Source organism: Shewanella holmiensis (genome assembly GCF_025370255.1).
Lineage (GTDB): Bacteria > Pseudomonadota > Gammaproteobacteria > Enterobacterales > Shewanellaceae > Shewanella > Shewanella holmiensis.
This window is the reverse complement of the sequence record NZ_JAMTCD010000006.1, coordinates 128870-148565: the sequence shown is the minus strand read 5'-3', so window position 1 is coordinate 148565 and position 19696 is coordinate 128870. Positions and strand designations below refer to the sequence as shown.

The window sequence follows — 19696 nt, the reverse complement described above, 5'->3', positions numbered from 1 at the left end:
TTTGCACCGTATTCAAACTAGTCGTAAAAACTGATATTAACAAGGCTGAATTCAATTTACTATTCATGTATTTCTTTGCTATTAACCATAAGTGATGTAACGGTAGTCCCCATCGGGTAGGTACTGTCAAATTAATCGCTGCCGTTAACTTGAGAGCTACTTTTTCATTTTTGCGATAACTTTTGAATAAAAATTTAAATAACGAACTAGGTTATCATTATTTAATCAAATTATTGGTCCAGCAGTTTGGTTTTATCATCGTTTCTCGTTCATTTTTCGTGATATTGAAGAGTTGTTTTAAGCTAGGGGGATTGTTGTTAGCAATAACACATTCAGCCAAATCTATAAAAAGGTTCGACTAACTGTCTGAACATAAAAAGAGCCGTGGCCTATATGGTTTTAATGGCTATTTGGATGAGGTTCGCTAATGAATATTTGGATGAAAAAAAAGGTAAACCAATTCGGTTTACCTGCATACGGGAAAGGTTTAAAACTTATAATGATGGGTCAAATATCATTGATTAAACACATAAATGTATAAAGAGTGTGTAGAACGCTTACATCCTACAAGCTGATACTTAACTGACTATTAATTAGAAATTAAGTGCATCAAATTTTGTTTGTTGCGGCTAAGCATCACTTTTTGGTTAATCCCTTCACTTGGGAGGAGTTAAGTATTAACGTAAGCTATGACCACGATTCAATTTGATTAATTTATCTAAAATATGTTCACCGTCCATACGAATACCATTGTGTTCATATTCTGAAGTTAACCAGTATTTTAAGTTAGCGACCTGTTTTGCCGTTTCTAAGCTATATTGCATCTCAACAAACATATCTTCGCTGTATATTGCCGCAGCAAGTGGCACCTTGTTGTTGGCCAATTGCTGTAAATTATACAGTTCAGGCCAATCTTTTTTAGCGGCCAAAAGATCTGCTGCAGCGCTTAATGGTTGCAGACCTTCAAATTGATTAAACATCCATGGATAGATCATTTCGCCAGTGAACAATAACGGTTTGTTGGGTTGATAATGAAACTCAGGGTAGCTATCACGTACTCTATGTGCCGCCCACTTAGAGGCACTTTGTTGGCAATAAATAGACTCATGCAGTAGGGCAAAAATAGGGTTAGTGTTGTAATCCAAAAATTGGCTAAATTGATGCAAGAATAGTGGATTGACTTCAATGCCATGACGAGTGTCGATAAGGGCTTGCTCTAATAAATAATAAACCGCCTCAGGGCCTTGTTCCATGCCCAAATTGATGCCGAGCAATTGGAACATTTCAACGGTGAGTTGCTCTCCACTGGCTAAATACACTTTATGCTCATATAAATGGTGCGCAATGTTATCAACTAATGTTCTTGCATCGGTAAAGCGTTTGAAAAAGTCAGCATTTTTGGCAAGAACTCGTTGGTATGTTGCCTGATAAACTTCATCAGCGCTACGGGTTAAAGAGGGAATGCCACCTGTTATATAAGCTTCTTTAACACCTTCAGGCGCTGCCGATAAGTAATGCAATACACAAAAACCACCAAAGCTTTGGCCTAAAATGGTCCAAGGCTCGTTGGCTGATAATTTAGTACGGATCAGTTCAGCATCGCGGATGATATTGTCTGCACGAAAGTGACTTAAATATTCAGCTTGTTGGCTAGCATTCAAATAACTTAGTGATACTGCATTGACGGGAGTAGAAAGTCCTGTGCCGCGCTGATCAAGTAATAATACGCGGTATTCTTGTAAAGCTCGCTTTATCCAGCCGCTGTTATTCACCGGTCTAGCAGCACCAAATCCCGGCCCGCCTTGAAAAAATACCAAGTAGGGTAAAGGTTTATGTTGGTTTTCTACACTGACAATTTCCCGGGCAAATATCGAGATTTGCTCACTTGGACTTTGTTGATAGTCTAACGGAACAGAGAAAGTGTGTTTGTGAACAATGATGTCACTTAAGGTTTGGGCAATATTCATGTGAGCTTTTCGTTATTGGTTTTAGGGCGATTGTATGTGGCTGACCCATTGAGCACAATCAGTCAGGTGGATTAAATTTGAGTAAATTGGTATCAAGATCAAGTTAGCAAAGGTAAAATTAGCTAATAATGAAATGTTTATTATTGCATTTAGGAGTGTTTTTCATGAAATATCAAATCATACCTGTAACCCCGTTTCAGCAAAATTGTAGTGTGATTTGGTGTGACACCACCCTGAAAGCGGCAGTTATTGACCCAGGTGGCGATATTGAGCGTGTGTTAACTGAAGTGAATAAACTCGGGTTAACCGTTGAAAAAATATTGTTGACCCACGGGCACATTGATCATGTTGGTGGTGCCCAAAAACTCGCGTCGTCATTAAATGTACCTATTGTCGGCCCCCATATTGCGGATAAGTTTTGGTTAGACAGTTTGCCTAAACAAAGCCAAAATTTTGGTTTTCCAGCAGTGGAAGTGTTTGCTCCAACTCAGTATTTGACTGAAGGTGATGAGGTTAATGTTGGTGAGCAGCTTTTGTCTGTGATCCATTGTCCCGGTCATACTCCTGGCCATATTGTGTTCTTTTCAAAATTATCAGGTTTAGCCTGGGTGGGGGATGTGCTTTTTAGAAGCTCCATTGGCAGAACCGATTTTCCGCAATCGAATCATCAAGATCTAGTTAATTCCATTACACAGAAACTGTGGCCTTTAGGTAACCATGTGAGTTTTATTCCTGGCCATGGTCCTATGTCAACATTTGCAGAAGAACGTGAACATAACCCGTTTGTGGCCGATCAACTTTTGGGTTAGTTACTACTTATCAAAATCTTATGGTTAGACTAATGGTATATTAACCTTGTTATAGACTTCTCATTCTTGTAGCACTCTGTTAGATTAACTTAAATATAACAGAGTGACTTGGATGATACATGCGTCAACATTTGCTCGATTTATTAGATGTCTGGCAAGCTGATTATCAAGATGATTGGGTTGTTGCAATTCTCACTCATGTGCAAGGGTCTTCTTATCGAAAACCCGGTGCGCTGATGTTTTTCCACCCTATGGGGAAAACGCTGGGTATGTTAAGCGGTGGCTGTTTAGAGGCCGATTTACGTCGCCATGCCCAACGTGCTATTCAATCTCAACAAGTTATTCAGCTCACCTATGATGCCACTGATGAGTCTGATACCAGCTATCAATTAGGCTGTGGCGGCATAGTTAACATAATGATGTTGCCGCTTACTTCTGCCAATCATTACCTCGGGTTCCAAAAACTTTATCATGATTTAAACAGCGGTAAATCTGGTGAGTTTCACATTGATATTTTTAATGATGGCGCATCGGCGGCACAGGTTAAAGGTCGATGGCTAATAAAATCTAAAGCGGCGCAAATTAGCAAAACCACCTTTGTCGCAGCCAGCCAAAATGTTGAAGCACTATCAACTGTAACCCTAAAAGCTGCGTCCCCAAAAGACTCACATCTTAATGTTCTTTCTCAACAAGACCAACTAGAAGCTGAAGCAGCAATAATTAACCCCATTCATGCCGAAGCATTACCTCTTGCACAAACAACTCCTGCAGAGCTTCTACAAAATGAATCCGATGAATGTGAGGGGCAGTTAATTATTCCTATTACGCCACCTATCCATTTAGGTATTTTTGGCGGTGGACTAGATGCGCAACCCATCGCGCAAATGGCGAAAACCTTAGGCTGGAAAGTAACGATATTTGATGAGCGCACAGCTTATGCACGTCAATATGACTTCCCGAGTGCCAACATCATGAAAATGCCCTGTGATGCAGTGAATGATGAGGTTTACCAGAGTTTAGATGCGGCATTTGTCATGAATCATAATGTCAACTTAGATGCGAAAGCACTGAATCAATTGGTGAGATTCGATCTTGGTTATATTGCATTACTTGGTCCTGTTCATCGTCGAGATAAAGTATTACATGCAGCGCAATTGTGTTTGACTGATTTCAGCGGCTATTTTTCGGCCCCTGCAGGTTTAGCATTAGGAGGCGAATTACCCAGTTCTGTCGGATTAAGTATTTTGGCTCAATGCCATGGCATTTTGCACGGTAGCAACGCTAATAGTTTAGATAAAGTGATGCTGAAATAATGCAGCCTATTCAAGCTATCTCATCTATTAAAGACAGACCTCAAAAGCTGGTAGCGGTTATTTTAGCCGCTGGAGGAAGCCGTCGTTTTGACGGAATAAAACAGTTAGCTGCGCTAGGTACTAAGCAACCCATGCTTGCTCAAACATTGAATGTGGTTAAGCAAGTGCAAAATATCATTCATCAGCAATGTGAAACTGATGAGACAAAACAAAGCAATCTAACCAAAATCGCCGTCGTCTTAGGTGGGCATCAACAGCAAATACTATCTAACCCACTTTTGCTACCGTCACTTGAACACGTTGACGTGATTCATAATCATCAATGGCAACAGGGGTTATCAACTTCGATTCATCGTGCGGTGAATTTTGCCCAAAGCCAGCAAGCAGATGGATTAATGTTGTTACTGGCGGATCAAGTGGCGCTGAATGTAGAGGATTATCTTGCAATATGGCAAGCATTTATCGACAACTGTCAAACAACCTGTGCATTTTATCAGCAAGATGTCGGCGTGCCAGCTATATTTCTTAAGGAAGATTTTCAACCTTTACTCGCTTTAATCGGTGACGCAGGCGCAAAAAAAATATTAAGAATAAGGCAGCAGTCAACTCGCTTAGTGTGTGTCGACTTACCGCAAGCAAGCATTGATATTGATACTCAAGCCGATCTGACTATGTGGTTGGCAAATAAGGACTAACCGATGACAATTTCAACCCAAACATTACTGGTTAATGGCAAAAATTTTACCATTAACGCCGATCCGAATATGCCTGTGTTATGGGCATTGCGTGACATTATAGGATTAAGTGGCACCAAATTCGGTTGTGGCTCAGGTCTTTGCGGTGCTTGTACCATTCATGTCGATGGTGCGCCAATGCGTGGCTGCTTAACCAGCTTGAAACAAGTGGTAGGTAAACAGGTGACGACTATCGAAGGTGTAGAGGCTGCGCAGCTAAGGGCAAAGTGGGCCGAGTATAACGTGCCGCAATGTGGATACTGTCAAGCTGGGCAAATTATGTCTGCCGCGGCCTTGTTAGCCACCACGCCGACACCGACAGATGGCCAAATTGACGAAGCGATGGCAGGTAACATTTGTCGCTGCGGCACGTATCCACGCATCAAGGCTGCAATTAAAGCTGCCGCTACCGAAAATGCGGAGGCTTAATATGACAACATTTACTGCAGTTGAAAATATCAGTCGACGCGATGTTTTAAAATTATTTGGCGCAGCGGGTGGTGGATTAGCTTTAGGGGCAACGGGACTAGCCTGGAGCCCTATGGCACTTGCTCAAGATAACCAAGCCATGATGAATTTATTTATCGCTATTGGTGAAGATAATAAGGTCTATTTAACCTGTCATAGATCTGAAATGGGTCAGGGGATCCGCACCGGCATCCCGCAGATTTTGGCAGATGAATTAGAAGCCGATTGGGATAATGTGGTGGTTATTCAAGGTTTAGCGGACAAGCGCTATGGTAGCCAAAATACCGATGGCAGTCGCAGTATTCGTAAGCATTATACTCGTATGCGTCAAATGGGCGCGGTGGCTCGTACCATGCTTGAACAAACCGCGGCGGCTAAATGGCAAGTGCCTGTATCAGAGGTCTATGCCAAATCAAGTAAGGTATTTCATAAAAGCTCAAATAAAAGCCTAACATTTGGCGAGTTGGCCCTAGATGCGGGTAAACAAACGGTACCGGCAATAGAGTCGGTCAGGTTAAAGTCTGATAGTGATTTTACCCATATTGGTCAGTCCAAAACCATTGTTGATATGCAAGACATGCTAAACGGCAAAGCTATTTATGGCTATGACATCAAGTTAGATGGCATGGTGTACGCCAGTATTAGCCGTCCGCCAGTGTTAGGCAGTGATGTGGCGAGTCTTGATGATACTGAGGCTCGTAAAGTGGTTGGCGTTATTGATGTTATTCAACTACCCGTGCCTAAAGGGGCACCTCTTTTCCAAGCCCTCGGTGGTGTCGCCGTTATTGCAACCAATACTTGGAGTGCAATGCAAGGGCGTAAAGCGCTCAAACTGACCTGGACTGCTTCGGTTAATGACCGTCATGACACTGATAAATATATGGCTGAGTTGGTGGCGAAGGTTAAAACCCCAGGAAAAGTGATGCGTCAACTAGGCGATAGTGTTCAAAAATGGCCAAAGGAGTCGACGTTAAATGCGGTGTATACCGTGCCTTATCTTACCCATGCAATGATGGAGCCTCCTGTAGCAACCGCGAATGTGACGGCACAAGGCTGTGAGTTATGGTCATCAACTCAAACACCGCAAAGCACACAACAAACTGTTGCAGCCGCTTTAGGGCTGCAAGAAGACAATGTTAAAGTGAACGTAACCTTATTAGGCGGCGGTTTTGGGCGTAAATCAAAACCCGATTTTAGCGTTGAAGCGGCTATGTTGTCACAACGTCTTAATAAACCGGTCAAGGTGTCTTGGACCCGTGAAGATGAAATTCAGCATGGTTATTACCATGCGATCAGTGCGCAGTTCTACCAAGCCAAGTTTGATGGCAACAACAAAGTTGATGCTTTATTGGCAAGAACAGGCTTCCCGTCTATTAGCTCGACCTTTGCCGAAGGGGTCGAGATGCCTTCCGCTGGTGAGTTAGATCTTGGCTTTACAGATGTGCCATTAGCATTACCTCAAATTCGATTAGAAGCGGTTAAAGCCGTAGCTCGCACACGCATTGGTTGGATGCGATCCGTGTGCAATATTCAGCATGCTTTTGGCATTGGCAGTTTTGTTGATGAGTTAGCCGTAAAAGCCCAAAAACCTTGTATTCAAATGTGGCGTGAAATGCTTGGTGCACCGCGTAAGGAAACATTTGCCGATCAGGGTTTTAGTTATGGCAATTATGGCGAAGAGTTAGCTGACCATCCCGTTGATGTCGCGCGTTATCATCACCTTTTAGATGTTATGGAGGCCTCATTAGCTAAACAGCCTAAAGTGGCTAAAAATCAAGGCTGGGGATTTGCCATTCATCGCAGTTTTGTTAGCTACGTTGCTGTGGCAACCTTAGTTGAAGTGGTTGATAACAAATTACAGGTGTTGAAATCGATAGCCGCTATCGATGCCGGTTTAGTGGTTAACCCTGATAGAGTTAAATCACAAACTGAAGGCGCAATCATTTTTGGATTAACTTTGGCCATGATGGGCGAGATCAGTTTTAAAGACGGCAAGGTTACCCAATCAAACTTCCATGATTACCCATTACTTAGATTACCACAGTGCCCAGATATTGAAGTGATATTGGTTGAGTCAAATGCCAAGCCAGCCGGAGTCGGTGAGCCTGGTGTACCGCCAGTTGCTCCTAGTTTAACCAATGCGATTTTTGCTGCAACCGGGGTTCGGTATCGCGATCTTCCTTTAAATAAGGTGCTATCTGTTTAGTGTTGTAAATAACCTAAAAGCCATTTTGGGGAAGTATGACTAGGACTTACTGATATTTTTTTAGGTTGAATTGGTTTGGATTTACAAACGTTTTAATTGCGGTTGATGGATTAACAAAAAACACCTATGACGCGAAAGAGTGATGCTCTTTATGTAGTGTTTAATGATGATGTGAATATATTTTTGTAAAAATACAGTGATGTTGGTGTCATGCAACATGGAGACGATATATGAAGGATTGGGCTTTATCCCGCAGGGATTTTATTAAAAAATGCGTAATAGGTGGGGTGACTGTTTACAGTGCACCTATGTTATTTAAACCTGAAGAGGCTATTGCCGCTGGCGTTAAGGAATCGCTGGCCCAAAGTTGGTTTCAGGATGGCAAGCCCGCTTTTCGATTTGATGCCATTGAAAAAATTACAGGTCAAAAGATATATGGCCGTGATTATCGTGCTGTTGATATTCCATCATGGCCGGACACCCAGCATCATGCTTTTATTGTGAGATCCCATATTGCCAACAAAGTGTATCTTGGGCTTGATTTAGACATTATTCCTGCAGATATTCAACCATATAAAATCATTACTGCGGAAGATCTTAAAAATAATGAACTCACCTTGCCACCATTTTATGGTGACAATATGTTGCTGGAGGTCGGTAAAGTACCAGACTATTTAGGACATGAACTGGCTATCCTTTTATTTGATAAATTCGACGATTTTATTAAAGCCAAATTACTGCTGCAATTCCATGAGCAGTTTGTTAAGTATGGTGATGAAGTGGTGCCTTATACGGCATTATCTCGTCCACCTTACGCAGCTTGGCGTATCATTCGTCAAGAATCCGCTCAAGGCGTGGCAGCAGAAGATCAATACAGCACATTCAGCAATGGACAGTTTTTCCCGAAATACGTAGGCCAAAAACTTGAATGGCCAAAAGCCAATAATGACAGTAAAGATGCGGGCGAAAAAGGCATGTTTATTGCCAATGCACTTCGCCAGGAGATTGACTCAAATAAAAGTTGGTTTGTATTAGATAAGCATTACCAAACTCAATCAATAGAACCTATGATGCTAGAACCTGAAGCATTTAATGGATTTTATGATAAGAAGAGTCAAACGTTACACGTTGTGATCACTACCCAATCCCCGCAGGACTTTTTTCAACAGGCAGGTAAAGTACTTGCTCAAAGCCCTTTAACAAAAGGCATTACCAATTTGGTGGTGCATTCGCCATATATCGGTGGTGGGTTTGGTGCAAAAGATCATACCATTTTCCCTTATTACGGTGTCATTGCATCATTGTTTGCCACAGCGCCAGTTCGCTTGGCTAACAATCGATTTGAACAATTTCAATCTGGTTTAAAACGACATCCATTTAGCATTTCAAATAAGCTCGCATTTGATAAAAAGACACTTAAAATTCAAGGTTTCGTCTCTGATATTAAAGTTGACGGCGGCGGTCGAGAAAACTTCTCTCCATCTGTGACTTCAGTGGGCGCAAGCGCAAGTCAGGGCATTTATTATATGCCTCGAAATGACATTCAAGCTTGGTGTTTACCGTCACATTTGCCTACCGCAGGCTCAATGCGAGGATATGGTTCATTACAAACCATGGCCGCAATGGAAATGATGATGAATGAGGCGGCTGATACGTTAGCAGTTGACCCATTTACACTTCGCCGTGCTAATGCCATGGTTGATGGGGATAAAAATACCCAGGGAGCCACACCTCTAGGTAAAATTCGTTATGTAGAAATGTTAGATTTAGCTGAAAAACATCCTATTTGGCAACAAAGAGATGCGAATAAAGCCAAATTTGATAAAGCTAATCCTGATAAATCATTTGGCGTGGGATTTGGATTTGTTAGCAAAGATTATGGCACCGGAGCCAATGCACCGTCCGCTTATGCAGGTGTGACACCTGAAGGTAAATTAGTTGTAAAAATATTTTCAGTTGAAATGGGTACTGGAACAGACACATCGCAAGCGACATTAGTGTCTGACTATGTAGGTAAAGCAGCTGATACGGTTGAGATTGCTCAGATTAAACTTTTTGATGCAATGGAGCTGTTTGAGGATGATAATCCCTACATCATGAGCCAAGAGCACCAAGACAAAATGGCCAATGATCCTCGATGGACGCCTGCTGTGGTTTCAGCATCTTCAGCTAGTCAGTCGGCATTTTTTCAAAGCCATGCGACTAAACATGCGGCAAAGATATTATTTGAAGAGACATTATTTCCTGCCGCTAAAGCGATTTGGTTAGAGGCGGGTGGCAAAGCAGAAAAAATATTGATTGATAATGCACAATGGCAAAATGGACAATTGACCCTTGAAGGTTTCGCGCCGATTGAATTTAGTTTGCTGTGTAAAAAAGCCCATGCATTAGGCATAGTTACTGGGGTGATGACCCATGCATTTAACCGCTGGGAGTGGGCAGATGGTGATTTTAAAGTCAGCAATCAACTTAAAAACTATCCGCTAGATGCAATAGCTGTGGAATATGGCATAGGTGCCAGTAAAGCAATTAAAGCCACACTTAATAAGCAAGGTTTTAAAGTGATACCTCGCCAATCTATGCGTTACCCTAAAGTTCAACTCAATAGTGCAATGGTTCGATACTACACACCTTGTTTAACTATGGTGGAGGTTGCGGTGCATAAGGTGTCTGGAGTGGTTGAGATTTTACGGAGTCATACCTGGATAGAACCAGGAAAGGTACACGTAAAACAGTTAGTCGAGGGACAGATTGAAGGTGGCCTTACAATGGGCGTGGGTCATGTACTTCATGAGTATTTACCTGCAGATGAAACAGGAGCGGGTAATGGCGAATGGAACATTGACCGTTATAAAGTCCCGTTTGCTAAAGATAATGGCGTTTGGAATATTGACTACACTATGTTGCCTCCTATTGAAGGTATTGATGAGTCAAAAGGTCTTGCTGAGGTTGTGATGATCCCTATTGTCCCCGCAGTTGTTGAAGCAATTTATCAAGCGACTAACAAGCGTTTTTACCATTTACCTATCACTCCCAATGACATTCTGGAGGCCATAAAATAATGAGCATTTTAAATCTTTCAATAAACGGTAAACCTTATGGTCCATTTGATGTAGAACCAGGCATGCCGATGATTAACTTTTTACATGAGTACGTCAATCTGACTGGCACTAAGTTTGGTTGTGGCGAAGGTATTTGTCATGCTTGTGTGGTTATTATTGATAATGATGATGGCACATCTTCTACACATAGAACCTGTATCTCAAATGTGATGTTATTTAATAATCAGCGTGTAAGAACAATTGAAGGTCATGCTGAAAAAAATAAAGTGGGTGAAATCATTGCGCTTCATCCGGTGCAAAATGCGTTCATTAAGAACTTCTCTTTTCAATGTGGTTGGTGCGCGCCAGGGTTTACTAATGAAACAGTGGCTTTGGTTGAAAAGCTGAAGAAGCAACCTATTGCTAAAGAACAAGTGGAAAAAGTGATAGAGGATACCCTAGGTGATCATGTTTGCCGTTGCACAGGGTATGTAAAGTACTTTAATGCCACTAAGGAGCTAATATTGACGACAGAAGGCCTTACAGTTTAGTGATGTCTTTCTTAAAATAGCCTAATTAAAGGCTAGCCTAAAACTGTGAGCCAATCGACTCACGTTTATATCAATCTGGCCGATAATAAAAGCCTAAGTGTTAAGGGTCAGCACTTAGGCTTTATTTGTTTAAAAATGTGTTTCAGGGTGTTTAGAATAAGTCGCTGTGCTATTTAAAGTAAAAAATAATATTAAACTATACTTTGGTTCAGCTTTTCTGTTTACAAAATAATTACTAGGGAAATCTTATGAAACAAATTCAGTTTCGTAAAGTCGATGCAATGTTGATCAAACTTAGTTTGAACGGTAAGTTTTGGGTAATTTGTTCATTAGTCTCGATAATCACGCTCGCCATTGCGGTGTTGAATCAGCAGCATAATCAAAAAATCATTCAAGCCGCCTCTATGGCACAAGTGACAGCCAGTGTGCAGGCATTTGCCGATGCTGCAACCAATCAACAATTATCATCCGATCAATTAGATCAGTTTGCTCGAGATAACCAGTTGTCTTTGGTGTCACGGTCAACCTCTGCTCGACAGGGTGATTCGATTACCGTAACCGCCGCAGTAGGTAATGAACATTTATCATTGACCAAGAATGTCGCACAATGGGAAGCCTCGCAATCTGATAGCAGTCTATTTTGGTATGCCTTAATAGGCTTATTGCCATTATTTCAATTGTGCTATTGGATCTCGACCTCATTAGGTGGCGGATTATGGGACATGTACGTGGCGATTAAGCGTTTAGCCGACGGAAACTTAACTCAGCGTCTTAATTTTTTTGGTACTGATGATTTTAGCTTGATTGCCAAAGAGATTGACCGTTGCGCTGATAACATGAGTGAAATGGTGACCGCGATTGGTGAAAATGCAAAAACCTTAGCCATGGCAGCTACCACATTTAGCCAACAAGCCAGTACAAATGATGACTTAATAAAACAACAACATCATTTTTTAGATTCAGTTTCACATTCGATGGAGCAAATGACGGCTGCTATTTCGGATGTGTCGCATCATGCTTCCACTACGTCTGGTCATACAAAAGAGAATGCCAATCAGGTGAATGAAAGCCGTAAGAAAATTAAAGATGCTGAACAACGTATCAGTTATTTAACGGCTAGAATTTCAGAAGCATTCGCATCAGTTGAGCAGTTATCCAAAGATGCGACTCAAATTAATGCTGTTGTGACCACCATTAATGGCATTTCAGAGCAAACTAACTTGTTAGCACTCAATGCGGCAATTGAAGCGGCGCGTGCCGGTGAACAAGGTCGGGGTTTTGCTGTTGTCGCAGACGAAGTGCGTACACTTGCAGGACGGACACAAAATGCAACGGTTGAAATTCAAACCATGATTGAAGGGTTGCAAAGAGGCTCAACTAAGTTAACCCAAATCACCAATGAAATTGTCGAACAAGCCGATGAGGGCAGTGCCAGTATCATGGCGGTAGGTGAAGAAATTACCCACATGGCAGACTCAATCAATGCAGTATTTGATATGAGCAGCCAAATTGCCGCTTCAGCTGAAGAACAAAGCGTGGCATCGGCCGATATAGTTTCGCAAGTTAATGAAGTGAGGAGTCAATCGAATACCATTTTAGCTAATGCGAACCAGGCCTTAGTAATTGCCAAAGATTTAAATGTGTCTTCTAAAGGACTAAGCCAGATTTTAACTCAGTATCGCACGGCATAGTTTTAACAAAATTAGATAGATTAAAGGCTCTGAAATTCAGAGCCTTTATTATTTAATCAGCAAGATAATAAGCTATGGTCGATACCACTCTTACTCGTTTTATGTGTGGATTATTTTTATCACGATCGCCAATAGAAAACTGTCCCTGAGAGGCATTCTTAATCTTACCGAGTCTGCTATTTGAATCTGAGGCAAACTTTTCTGCTACCATGCGCGCATTTGTGGTGGATTGCTCAATCATTTGCGGTTTTACATCGTTTAAACGACTGAAAATATATTCTACTTGCGCGTTGTAATCATTTTGGCTGAAAACAATTCCTTTTTTGCCGAGTTCGGTGATTTTAGGCATAGCATCACGAACCAATTTAATACTACTAGAATAAACCGTGATCGTTTGCAGCGCACTATAACGAAATTCAAAGTCTTGTTGCCCACCATATTGTTGCGCTAGTTTGTCGTTAATTTTTGGCGAAGAAAAACTGATTTCATCAGGAGCAATGTTTTGTGATGCGAGAAAACTAATGATTTGTTGTTCCTGTGCATCGACTTGATTATATAAACTTTCCAGGTCGTTACCCGCGGCTGTAAATTGTATAGGCCAAATAACGATGTCTGCTGGGAATTCGGCCTCTGCAAGCCCTTTAACCGTGACATTGCGATCAAAGGTTTTTACCTCTAACAATGCCTGCTTTATGAGCAATCCAAAAATGGTAAAGCTGATTACTAACATGACGCCTAGAATTGTTGCGCTGGATTTTTGCATCTTTGTTCCTTCAATAAGGGATTAATGTCAGGTTTCATCACTAATCAAATTTTATTCAATTGCGATTTCAATATAACGAACTAAGCTTATTAAGTAAATATTTCAATGGATTGAAAATGTCAGTAACGATAACCTATCAAAACCCTAATTCAATCACGTTTATTTTTGCTTCGGCGCTTACCGATTGGCGAAAAAATATTTTCGAGCGTGTCTTCTCCATTTTAGCCCTGTTATGTTTTCCGGTTTATATTAGCAGTGTCTACTTGTGCATTAACATTAAACACTGGGATCTTGTGGTATTCGACACCCTTGTTTACGGCATATTCTTATTGGTCACTTTTGCAAGCTTTATTCCATTAAAAGTGAGGTTTATCGTTGGCAGCACCATGGCTTATATTATTGGTGTGGCATATTTATTTGTGCTTGGACCTGCCGGGGCAGGCTTTTTTTGGTTATTTATCTACCCATTATTAAGCTGCGCTTTAACGGGGACTAAATCAGGATATATTGCCCAAGTTATTAACTTTTTTACACTTGCTATTATTGGACTTTGTTATTATTACCATTGGTTACCTTGGCCAAAAATAGAGGGATATTCCTTTTTTATCTGGTGTGTCATAGCGTTAAATTTTATGGTGACAAATATACTGGCGATGTTGATTTGTGGCTATTTAATATCCATTATGGCTAAGAATTTAAGTCTTACGCTTAATTCTCGATATGCATTGGTTGTCGGATTAGCGACGGCACTAGAAGGGAGCAACATTGATACTCAGCAACATATCCATCGGGTTGCACTGTATGTAAAAATGTTAGCCGAACAGTTTTCTCGCTCAGCAGCCAATGAAAAAGACGTAGTGACGGATACGGATAATTTAATGCTTGCGAGCATGTTACATGACGTTGGCATGTCCGATGTACCAGATGAATTATTGTGTATCGAACGCTCGCTATCATTAGATGATCACGAAGAGATAAAACGGCATTGTGCTGGTGGGGCAAGGATCATCAAAGAGATGTTACGCTGTGATAATAACTGTCCAATGTTGCAAATGGCCAAAGATATTGCTTTATATCACCATGAAAATTGGGATGGTTCTGGCTATCCACAAAATATCGCAGGTGAACTTATTCCTTTAAGTGCACGAATTATGCGCCTAGTCGATGTTTATGACGGCATGACAAGCCCAAGGCACTACAAAGAGATCAGTGGACATAGCAAGGCTGTAGCGTTTATTACTCAGCAATCAGGACGTATATTTGATGCCAATCTTGTGCGTGCTTTTTTACTGGTAGAGAATGAGTTTGCTAAGCTGAATCCAAACAGCCACTTAAGTGAGCCGCAAGTTTATGGTTAGAGTGGGAGGCCAACAACCCACTAGTCAGGCTAATATTAATTTGTTTATCGGATGAAAACACAAAACCAGCATTTGATGCTGGTTTTGTGTTTTTGCTGAAGTCGTTAAACCTTAGTTATTGGCAAGCTTTGCTTTACGATCTCGTGACGCTTGAGCAAGATCGCGTAATAACTTTTCAGAATCATCCCAATGCAAACAGGCATCGGTAATACTTTGTCCGTAGATTAAAGGCTGGCCCTCAACGACCTGTTGGTTGCCTTCAATCATAAAGCTTTCTGCCATAATACCTGCAACTGCGGTTGAACCATCACGAAGCTGAGCCATAATGCTATCGGCCACATTGAGCTGATTTTTATGTTTTTTCTGGCTGTTGCCATGGCTAAAGTCGACCACAATACGCTGACTAACACCAACAGCTTCTAATTGTTGGCGGACGATTTCAATATCGGCGGCTTCATAATTAGGCTGCTTACCGCCACGTAAAATAATGTGACCATAAGGGTTGCCGTGAGTTCGGTATACCGCCATTGCACCATCTTTGTCCGGCGAGTAGAAAATATGTGGCACTTGTGCAGCACGCACAGCATCAACAGCAATATTGATATTGCCATCGGTGCCGTTTTTAAATCCAACAGGACAAGATAAGGCAGAAGCCATTTCACGGTGAATTTGGCTTTCTGTTGTACGGGCACCAATTGCGCCCCAGGTGATTAGGTCAGCAATATATTGACCGTTTACCATGTCTAAAAATTCAGTGGCGATTGGTAACTTCAATTCAGTTATTTGCTGTAATAACTGACGCGCCATGCGTAAGCCTTTGTTAGGGCTAAAGCTGCCGTCTAAATCTGGATCTGATATTAATCCTTTCCAACCTACAATCGTGCGAGGCTTTTCAAAGTAAACCCGCATTAAAATACATAAATCATCTTTTAATTCATGGTGCAGGGCAGATAAGCGCTGCGCGTAATCTAATGCCGCTTTAGTATCATGTATTGAACAAGGTCCAATAATGACTAATAAGCGCTGGTCTTCACCAGAAATAATGGCTTCTACTTCTCGGCGTTGCTGAACAAGATAATCGGCAGCATCTTGAGTAAGCGGATATTCAGACGCAAGTTGTGCGGGTGAAATTACTTTACATAAAAGGGATGTACGTAGTTCGTCTGTTTTAATGGTCATTCATCTTACCGCTAAATCGTGAGGTGCTTATTCGCATCATAATGCCCGCGATTATAACCCCAATTATGCAGGCTTTGCGAGTTTCAAAGGCTAACTTATAGTTGAAAATTATCGATGAACCTAATTGAAGAATTCATTTAGGTATAAATTAGGTGAGGGACGACGTCTATTTTCTTTATCCTTAAAGTTGAAAATAAACGTCAAAAGCCGTCAGTAATATTGTTCCAATTCCAGAACAGGTTTTAAAACATGTGGCGTTCTAGTCCGGTGACATCCAATATCTTGGTGGCGATTTCTTCAACCGAATGATTCGTGGTATTTACAAAGGGGATCCGCTCTTTTTTGTAAAGCATTTCAACCTCTTTGACTTCTATTCGGCACTGTCTCAGCGAAGAGTAACGGCTATTCTCCATACGGCTTTGACGAATTTCATGTAAACGCATCGGATCAATTGTTAAACCGAATAATTTCGATTTGTTTCGCTTTAACGCATCAGGCAATTTGAGGTTATCCATGTCATCTTCGGTAAAGGGGTAATTGGCTGCTTTAATACCAAATTGCATTGATAAATAAAGACTTGATGGTGTTTTGCCACAACGTGAAACCCCTAATAAAATGATATCGGCCTTGTCCATATGTTTCATGGTTTGGCCATCATCGTTTTCCATAGAGAAGTTAATTGCATCTATTCGCGCTTCATAACTGTGATTGGCTTTACCATGGGTTCGATGTAATACCGGTTTAGCTTCAACCCCTAAATGTTGTTCTAAGGGCGCAACAAAGGTGTTTAAAAAGTCATAATCCATTCCTTCTGAGGAATAAATCACGTTGCGAATATCCGGGTTTACGATGGAATGAAATACCAACGGTCTTTCACCTGTTGTAATAAAACAATCATTTATTTGTTGTTTTACTTTTTCTGCACGCTGCAACGTTTCAACGAACGGAATGGTAAGTGCTTCAAATTGAATAGGAAACTGAGAAAGCACTGCATGCCCAAAAACCTCTGCTGTGATCGCCGTCCCATCTGAGATATAAAATACTTTTGGTGCCATTATGACCTCTTGTAGTAATAAAATTACAAATAAAATTATAGATTTACGCGTGTTATTGGGGAGTGTAGAATGCCCTTGCCCTCATGTGAAGTGGCCACTGAAATAAAAAACTTGCGGAGATAAAACTGTGCAGCAATACGTACTCTGGTATCAAGAATTAGGCATGGGTGATGTAAACAAGGTTGGCGGTAAAAACGCATCCCTTGGAGAGATGATCAGTAATCTTGCCAATGCAGGCGTTCAAGTACCTGGTGGTTTTGCAACTACCTCTCATGCGTTTAATGAATTCCTCGAGCAAAGTGGCGTAAATCAAAAAATTTACGACCTTCTAGAAACCTTAGATGTAGACGATGTAACCGCGCTAGCGAAAGCCGGTGCACAGATCAGACAGTGGGTTATTGAAACCCCATTCCATCCAGAATTTGAAGCAGCAGTGCGTGATGCCTATGAAAAATTAGCCAGCGAAACCTCAGATGCTTCATTTGCAGTGCGTTCATCTGCCACTGCTGAAGACATGCCAGACGCTTCATTTGCGGGTCAGCAAGAAACCTTCCTAAACGTAAAGGGCTATGACGCCGTTATTTTAGCCATTAAGCATGTTTTTGCTTCGCTATTTAATGACCGTGCTATTTCTTATCGTGTTCACCAAGGTTATGAACACCAAGGTGTTGCTTTATCAGCCGGCGTTCAGCGCATGGTTCGTTCAGATAAAGCTGCGTCAGGCGTAATGTTCACAATGGACACTGAGTCAGGTAATAACGACGTTGTGTTTATCACCTCTTCATTCGGTTTAGGTGAAATGGTAGTGCAGGGTGCAGTTAATCCTGACGAGTTTTATATTCATAAACCAATTTTAGCGCAAGGTCACCAAGCCGTTGTGCGCCGTAATATCGGCAGCAAGTTAATTCAAATGGTTTACTCTGACGATGCGTCACACGGTAAGCAAGTTAAGATTGAAGACGTGTCTGCTGAGCAAAGACGTTTATTCTCAATCGATGATGCTGAAGTGATGGAACTGGCTAAACAAGCCGTTGTGATTGAAAAGCACTATGGTCGTCCAATGGACATCGAATGGGCAAAAGATGGCAACGACGGTAAGCTTTATATTGTGCAAGCGCGTCCTGAAACCGTGCGTAGTCGTGAAGACGTGCAGTTAATTGAACGTTATCATTTAAAAACCAAAGGTGATGTGATCTGCGAAGGTCGTGCCATTGGCCACAAAATTGGTAGCGGTGTAGCGAAAGTACTCGCATCGATTGAAGATATGGATCAAATCCAACCGGGTGATGTACTGGTTACAGACATGACTGACCCTGATTGGGAACCTATCATGAAACGTGCTAGTGCGATTGTGACTAACCGTGGCGGTCGTACCTGCCATGCGGCAATTATTGCTCGCGAGTTAGGTGTCCCTGCTGTTGTGGGTTGTGGCAATGTGACTGATTTAATTAAAAATGGTGAGTTAGTTACTGTGTCATGCGCCGAAGGCGATACAGGATTAATTTACTCAGGTAAGCAAGAGTTTGAAGTTGTCACCAACCGTGTTGACTCATTACCCGATTTGCCGATGAAAATCATGATGAACGTGGGTAATCCTGATCGTGCATTTGATTTTGCGCGTTTACCAAACGAAGGTGTAGGCCTTGCGCGTTTAGAGTTTATTATCAACCGTATGATTGGTATTCACCCTAAAGCCTTGCTTGAGTTCAATCAACAAAGTGCTGAATTACAAACTGAAATCAATGAAATGATTGCGGGTTATGAATCACCTGTTGAATTCTATATTGCACGTCTTGTTGAAGGTATTGCCACTATTGCTTCGGCCTTCTATCCGAAAAAAGTGATTGTACGTATGTCAGACTTTAAGTCTAACGAGTACGCAAACTTAGTCGGTGGTGAACATTACGAGCCAGAAGAAGAAAACCCAATGTTGGGCTTCCGTGGTGCAAGCCGTTATATCTCTGAATCATTCCGCGATTGTTTCGCGTTAGAGTGTGAAGCGATTAAACGTGTTCGTAACCAAATGGGCTTAACTAACGTTGAAGTGATGATCCCATTCGTACGTACATTAGGCGAAGCATCACAGGTTATCGAGTTGCTTAAAGAACAAGGTTTAGAGCGTGGTAAAGATGGTTTACGCGTCATTATGATGTGTGAATTACCTTCAAATGCCATTCTTGCTGAACAGTTCCTTGAGTACTTTGACGGTTTCTCAATCGGTTCAAACGATTTAACCCAGTTAACCTTGGGCTTAGATCGTGACTCAGGCATTATCAGTCACTTGTTCGACGAGCGTAATGAAGCGGTTAAAGCGCTATTAGCTATGGCTATTAAAGCCGCTAAAGCAAAAGGCGCGTATGTTGGTATTTGTGGCCAAGGCCCATCAGATCATGCTGATTTTGCACAATGGTTAGTTGAACAAGGTATTGATACCGTATCACTGAATCCAGATACTGTAATTGATACTTGGTTATACCTAGCCAAAGAACATGCTTAATCAATTAAACTTGTTAAAGTACGGGCTTTGAATGTGATTAAGCATTTAGGTTAATTCCAGAACA

Annotated in this window: 14 protein-coding genes; 10 read left to right on the top strand and 4 right to left on the bottom strand. The window is 41.5% G+C overall.

Translation table 11 applies throughout. From position 1 onward, the window contains the following. Window positions 1–677: 677 nt before the first annotated feature. Window positions 678–1967 carry an alpha/beta hydrolase gene (locus NE535_RS06825; protein ID WP_261297905.1) on the bottom strand — a complete coding sequence of 430 codons (1290 nt, stop codon included), beginning with the start codon at window positions 1965–1967 and terminating at the stop codon, window positions 678–680. 164 nt (window positions 1968–2131) lie between these two features. Between NE535_RS06825 and NE535_RS06820 the strand changes: the two genes are divergently transcribed. The 8 genes from NE535_RS06820 (at window position 2132) to NE535_RS06785 (ending at window position 12780) form a co-directional block, all read left to right on the top strand. Beyond that, a complete protein-coding gene (locus NE535_RS06820) occupies window positions 2132–2776 on the top strand; it encodes an MBL fold metallo-hydrolase (RefSeq protein WP_261297904.1) in 645 nt (214 codons plus the stop codon). A 119-nt stretch (window positions 2777–2895) separates the two neighbouring features. Continuing rightward, entirely contained in the window at window positions 2896–4089 is a 1194-nt protein-coding gene (locus NE535_RS06815) for an XdhC family protein (RefSeq protein ID WP_261297903.1), read from the top strand. Then, complete coding sequence (locus NE535_RS06810; RefSeq protein ID WP_261297902.1) at window positions 4089–4784, top strand: nucleotidyltransferase family protein; 696 nt, start codon at window positions 4089–4091, stop codon at window positions 4782–4784. Before NE535_RS06815 ends, NE535_RS06810 begins: the two co-directional genes overlap by 1 nt. 3 nt (window positions 4785–4787) lie before the next feature. Further along, complete coding sequence (locus tag NE535_RS06805; protein ID WP_261297901.1) at window positions 4788–5252, top strand: (2Fe-2S)-binding protein; 465 nt, start codon at window positions 4788–4790, stop codon at window positions 5250–5252. 1 nt (window position 5253) lies between these two features. Then, window positions 5254–7497, top strand: a complete 2244-nt coding sequence (locus NE535_RS06800; RefSeq protein ID WP_261297900.1) for a xanthine dehydrogenase family protein molybdopterin-binding subunit — start codon at window positions 5254–5256, stop codon at window positions 7495–7497. Window positions 7498–7727: 230 nt separating this feature from the next. Continuing rightward, window positions 7728–10559 (top strand): xanthine dehydrogenase family protein molybdopterin-binding subunit, encoded by a 2832-nt coding sequence (locus NE535_RS06795; protein WP_261297899.1) that lies wholly within the window; start codon window positions 7728–7730, stop codon window positions 10557–10559. Beyond that, entirely contained in the window at window positions 10559–11089 is a 531-nt protein-coding gene (locus tag NE535_RS06790; protein ID WP_261297898.1) for a (2Fe-2S)-binding protein, read from the top strand. The genes NE535_RS06795 and NE535_RS06790 overlap by 1 nt, the downstream gene beginning before the upstream one ends. 248 nt (window positions 11090–11337) lie before the next feature. After that, window positions 11338–12780 (top strand): methyl-accepting chemotaxis protein, encoded by a 1443-nt coding sequence (locus tag NE535_RS06785; protein ID WP_261297897.1) that lies wholly within the window; start codon window positions 11338–11340, stop codon window positions 12778–12780. 52 nt (window positions 12781–12832) lie between these two features. Here NE535_RS06785 and NE535_RS06780 read toward each other — a convergent pair whose 3' ends face one another. Continuing rightward, window positions 12833–13543: an SIMPL domain-containing protein gene (locus tag NE535_RS06780; protein WP_261297896.1), complete on the bottom strand. Its 711-nt coding sequence runs from the start codon at window positions 13541–13543 to the stop codon at window positions 12833–12835. A 116-nt stretch (window positions 13544–13659) separates the two neighbouring features. Here NE535_RS06780 and NE535_RS06775 point away from each other — a divergent pair, with 116 nt between their 5' ends. Continuing rightward, on the top strand, window positions 13660–14901 hold the full coding sequence (locus NE535_RS06775) for an HD-GYP domain-containing protein (RefSeq protein ID WP_261297895.1): 1242 nt from the start codon (window positions 13660–13662) through the stop codon (window positions 14899–14901). A 111-nt stretch (window positions 14902–15012) separates the two neighbouring features. Here the strand turns inward: NE535_RS06775 and NE535_RS06770 are convergent, their stop codons facing one another. Both NE535_RS06770 and ppsR read right to left on the bottom strand, forming a co-directional pair. Then, window positions 15013–16080, bottom strand: a complete 1068-nt coding sequence (locus NE535_RS06770) for a 3-deoxy-7-phosphoheptulonate synthase (RefSeq protein ID WP_261297894.1) — start codon at window positions 16078–16080, stop codon at window positions 15013–15015. A 242-nt stretch (window positions 16081–16322) separates the two neighbouring features. Further along, window positions 16323–17135, bottom strand: a complete 813-nt coding sequence (gene ppsR, locus NE535_RS06765) for a posphoenolpyruvate synthetase regulatory kinase/phosphorylase PpsR (protein WP_188839898.1) — start codon at window positions 17133–17135, stop codon at window positions 16323–16325. A 127-nt stretch (window positions 17136–17262) separates the two neighbouring features. On the opposite strand from ppsR, the gene ppsA reads away from it, so the two are divergent. Then, on the top strand, window positions 17263–19632 hold the full coding sequence (gene ppsA, locus NE535_RS06760; protein WP_261297893.1) for a phosphoenolpyruvate synthase: 2370 nt from the start codon (window positions 17263–17265) through the stop codon (window positions 19630–19632). Window positions 19633–19696 lie beyond the last annotated feature (64 nt).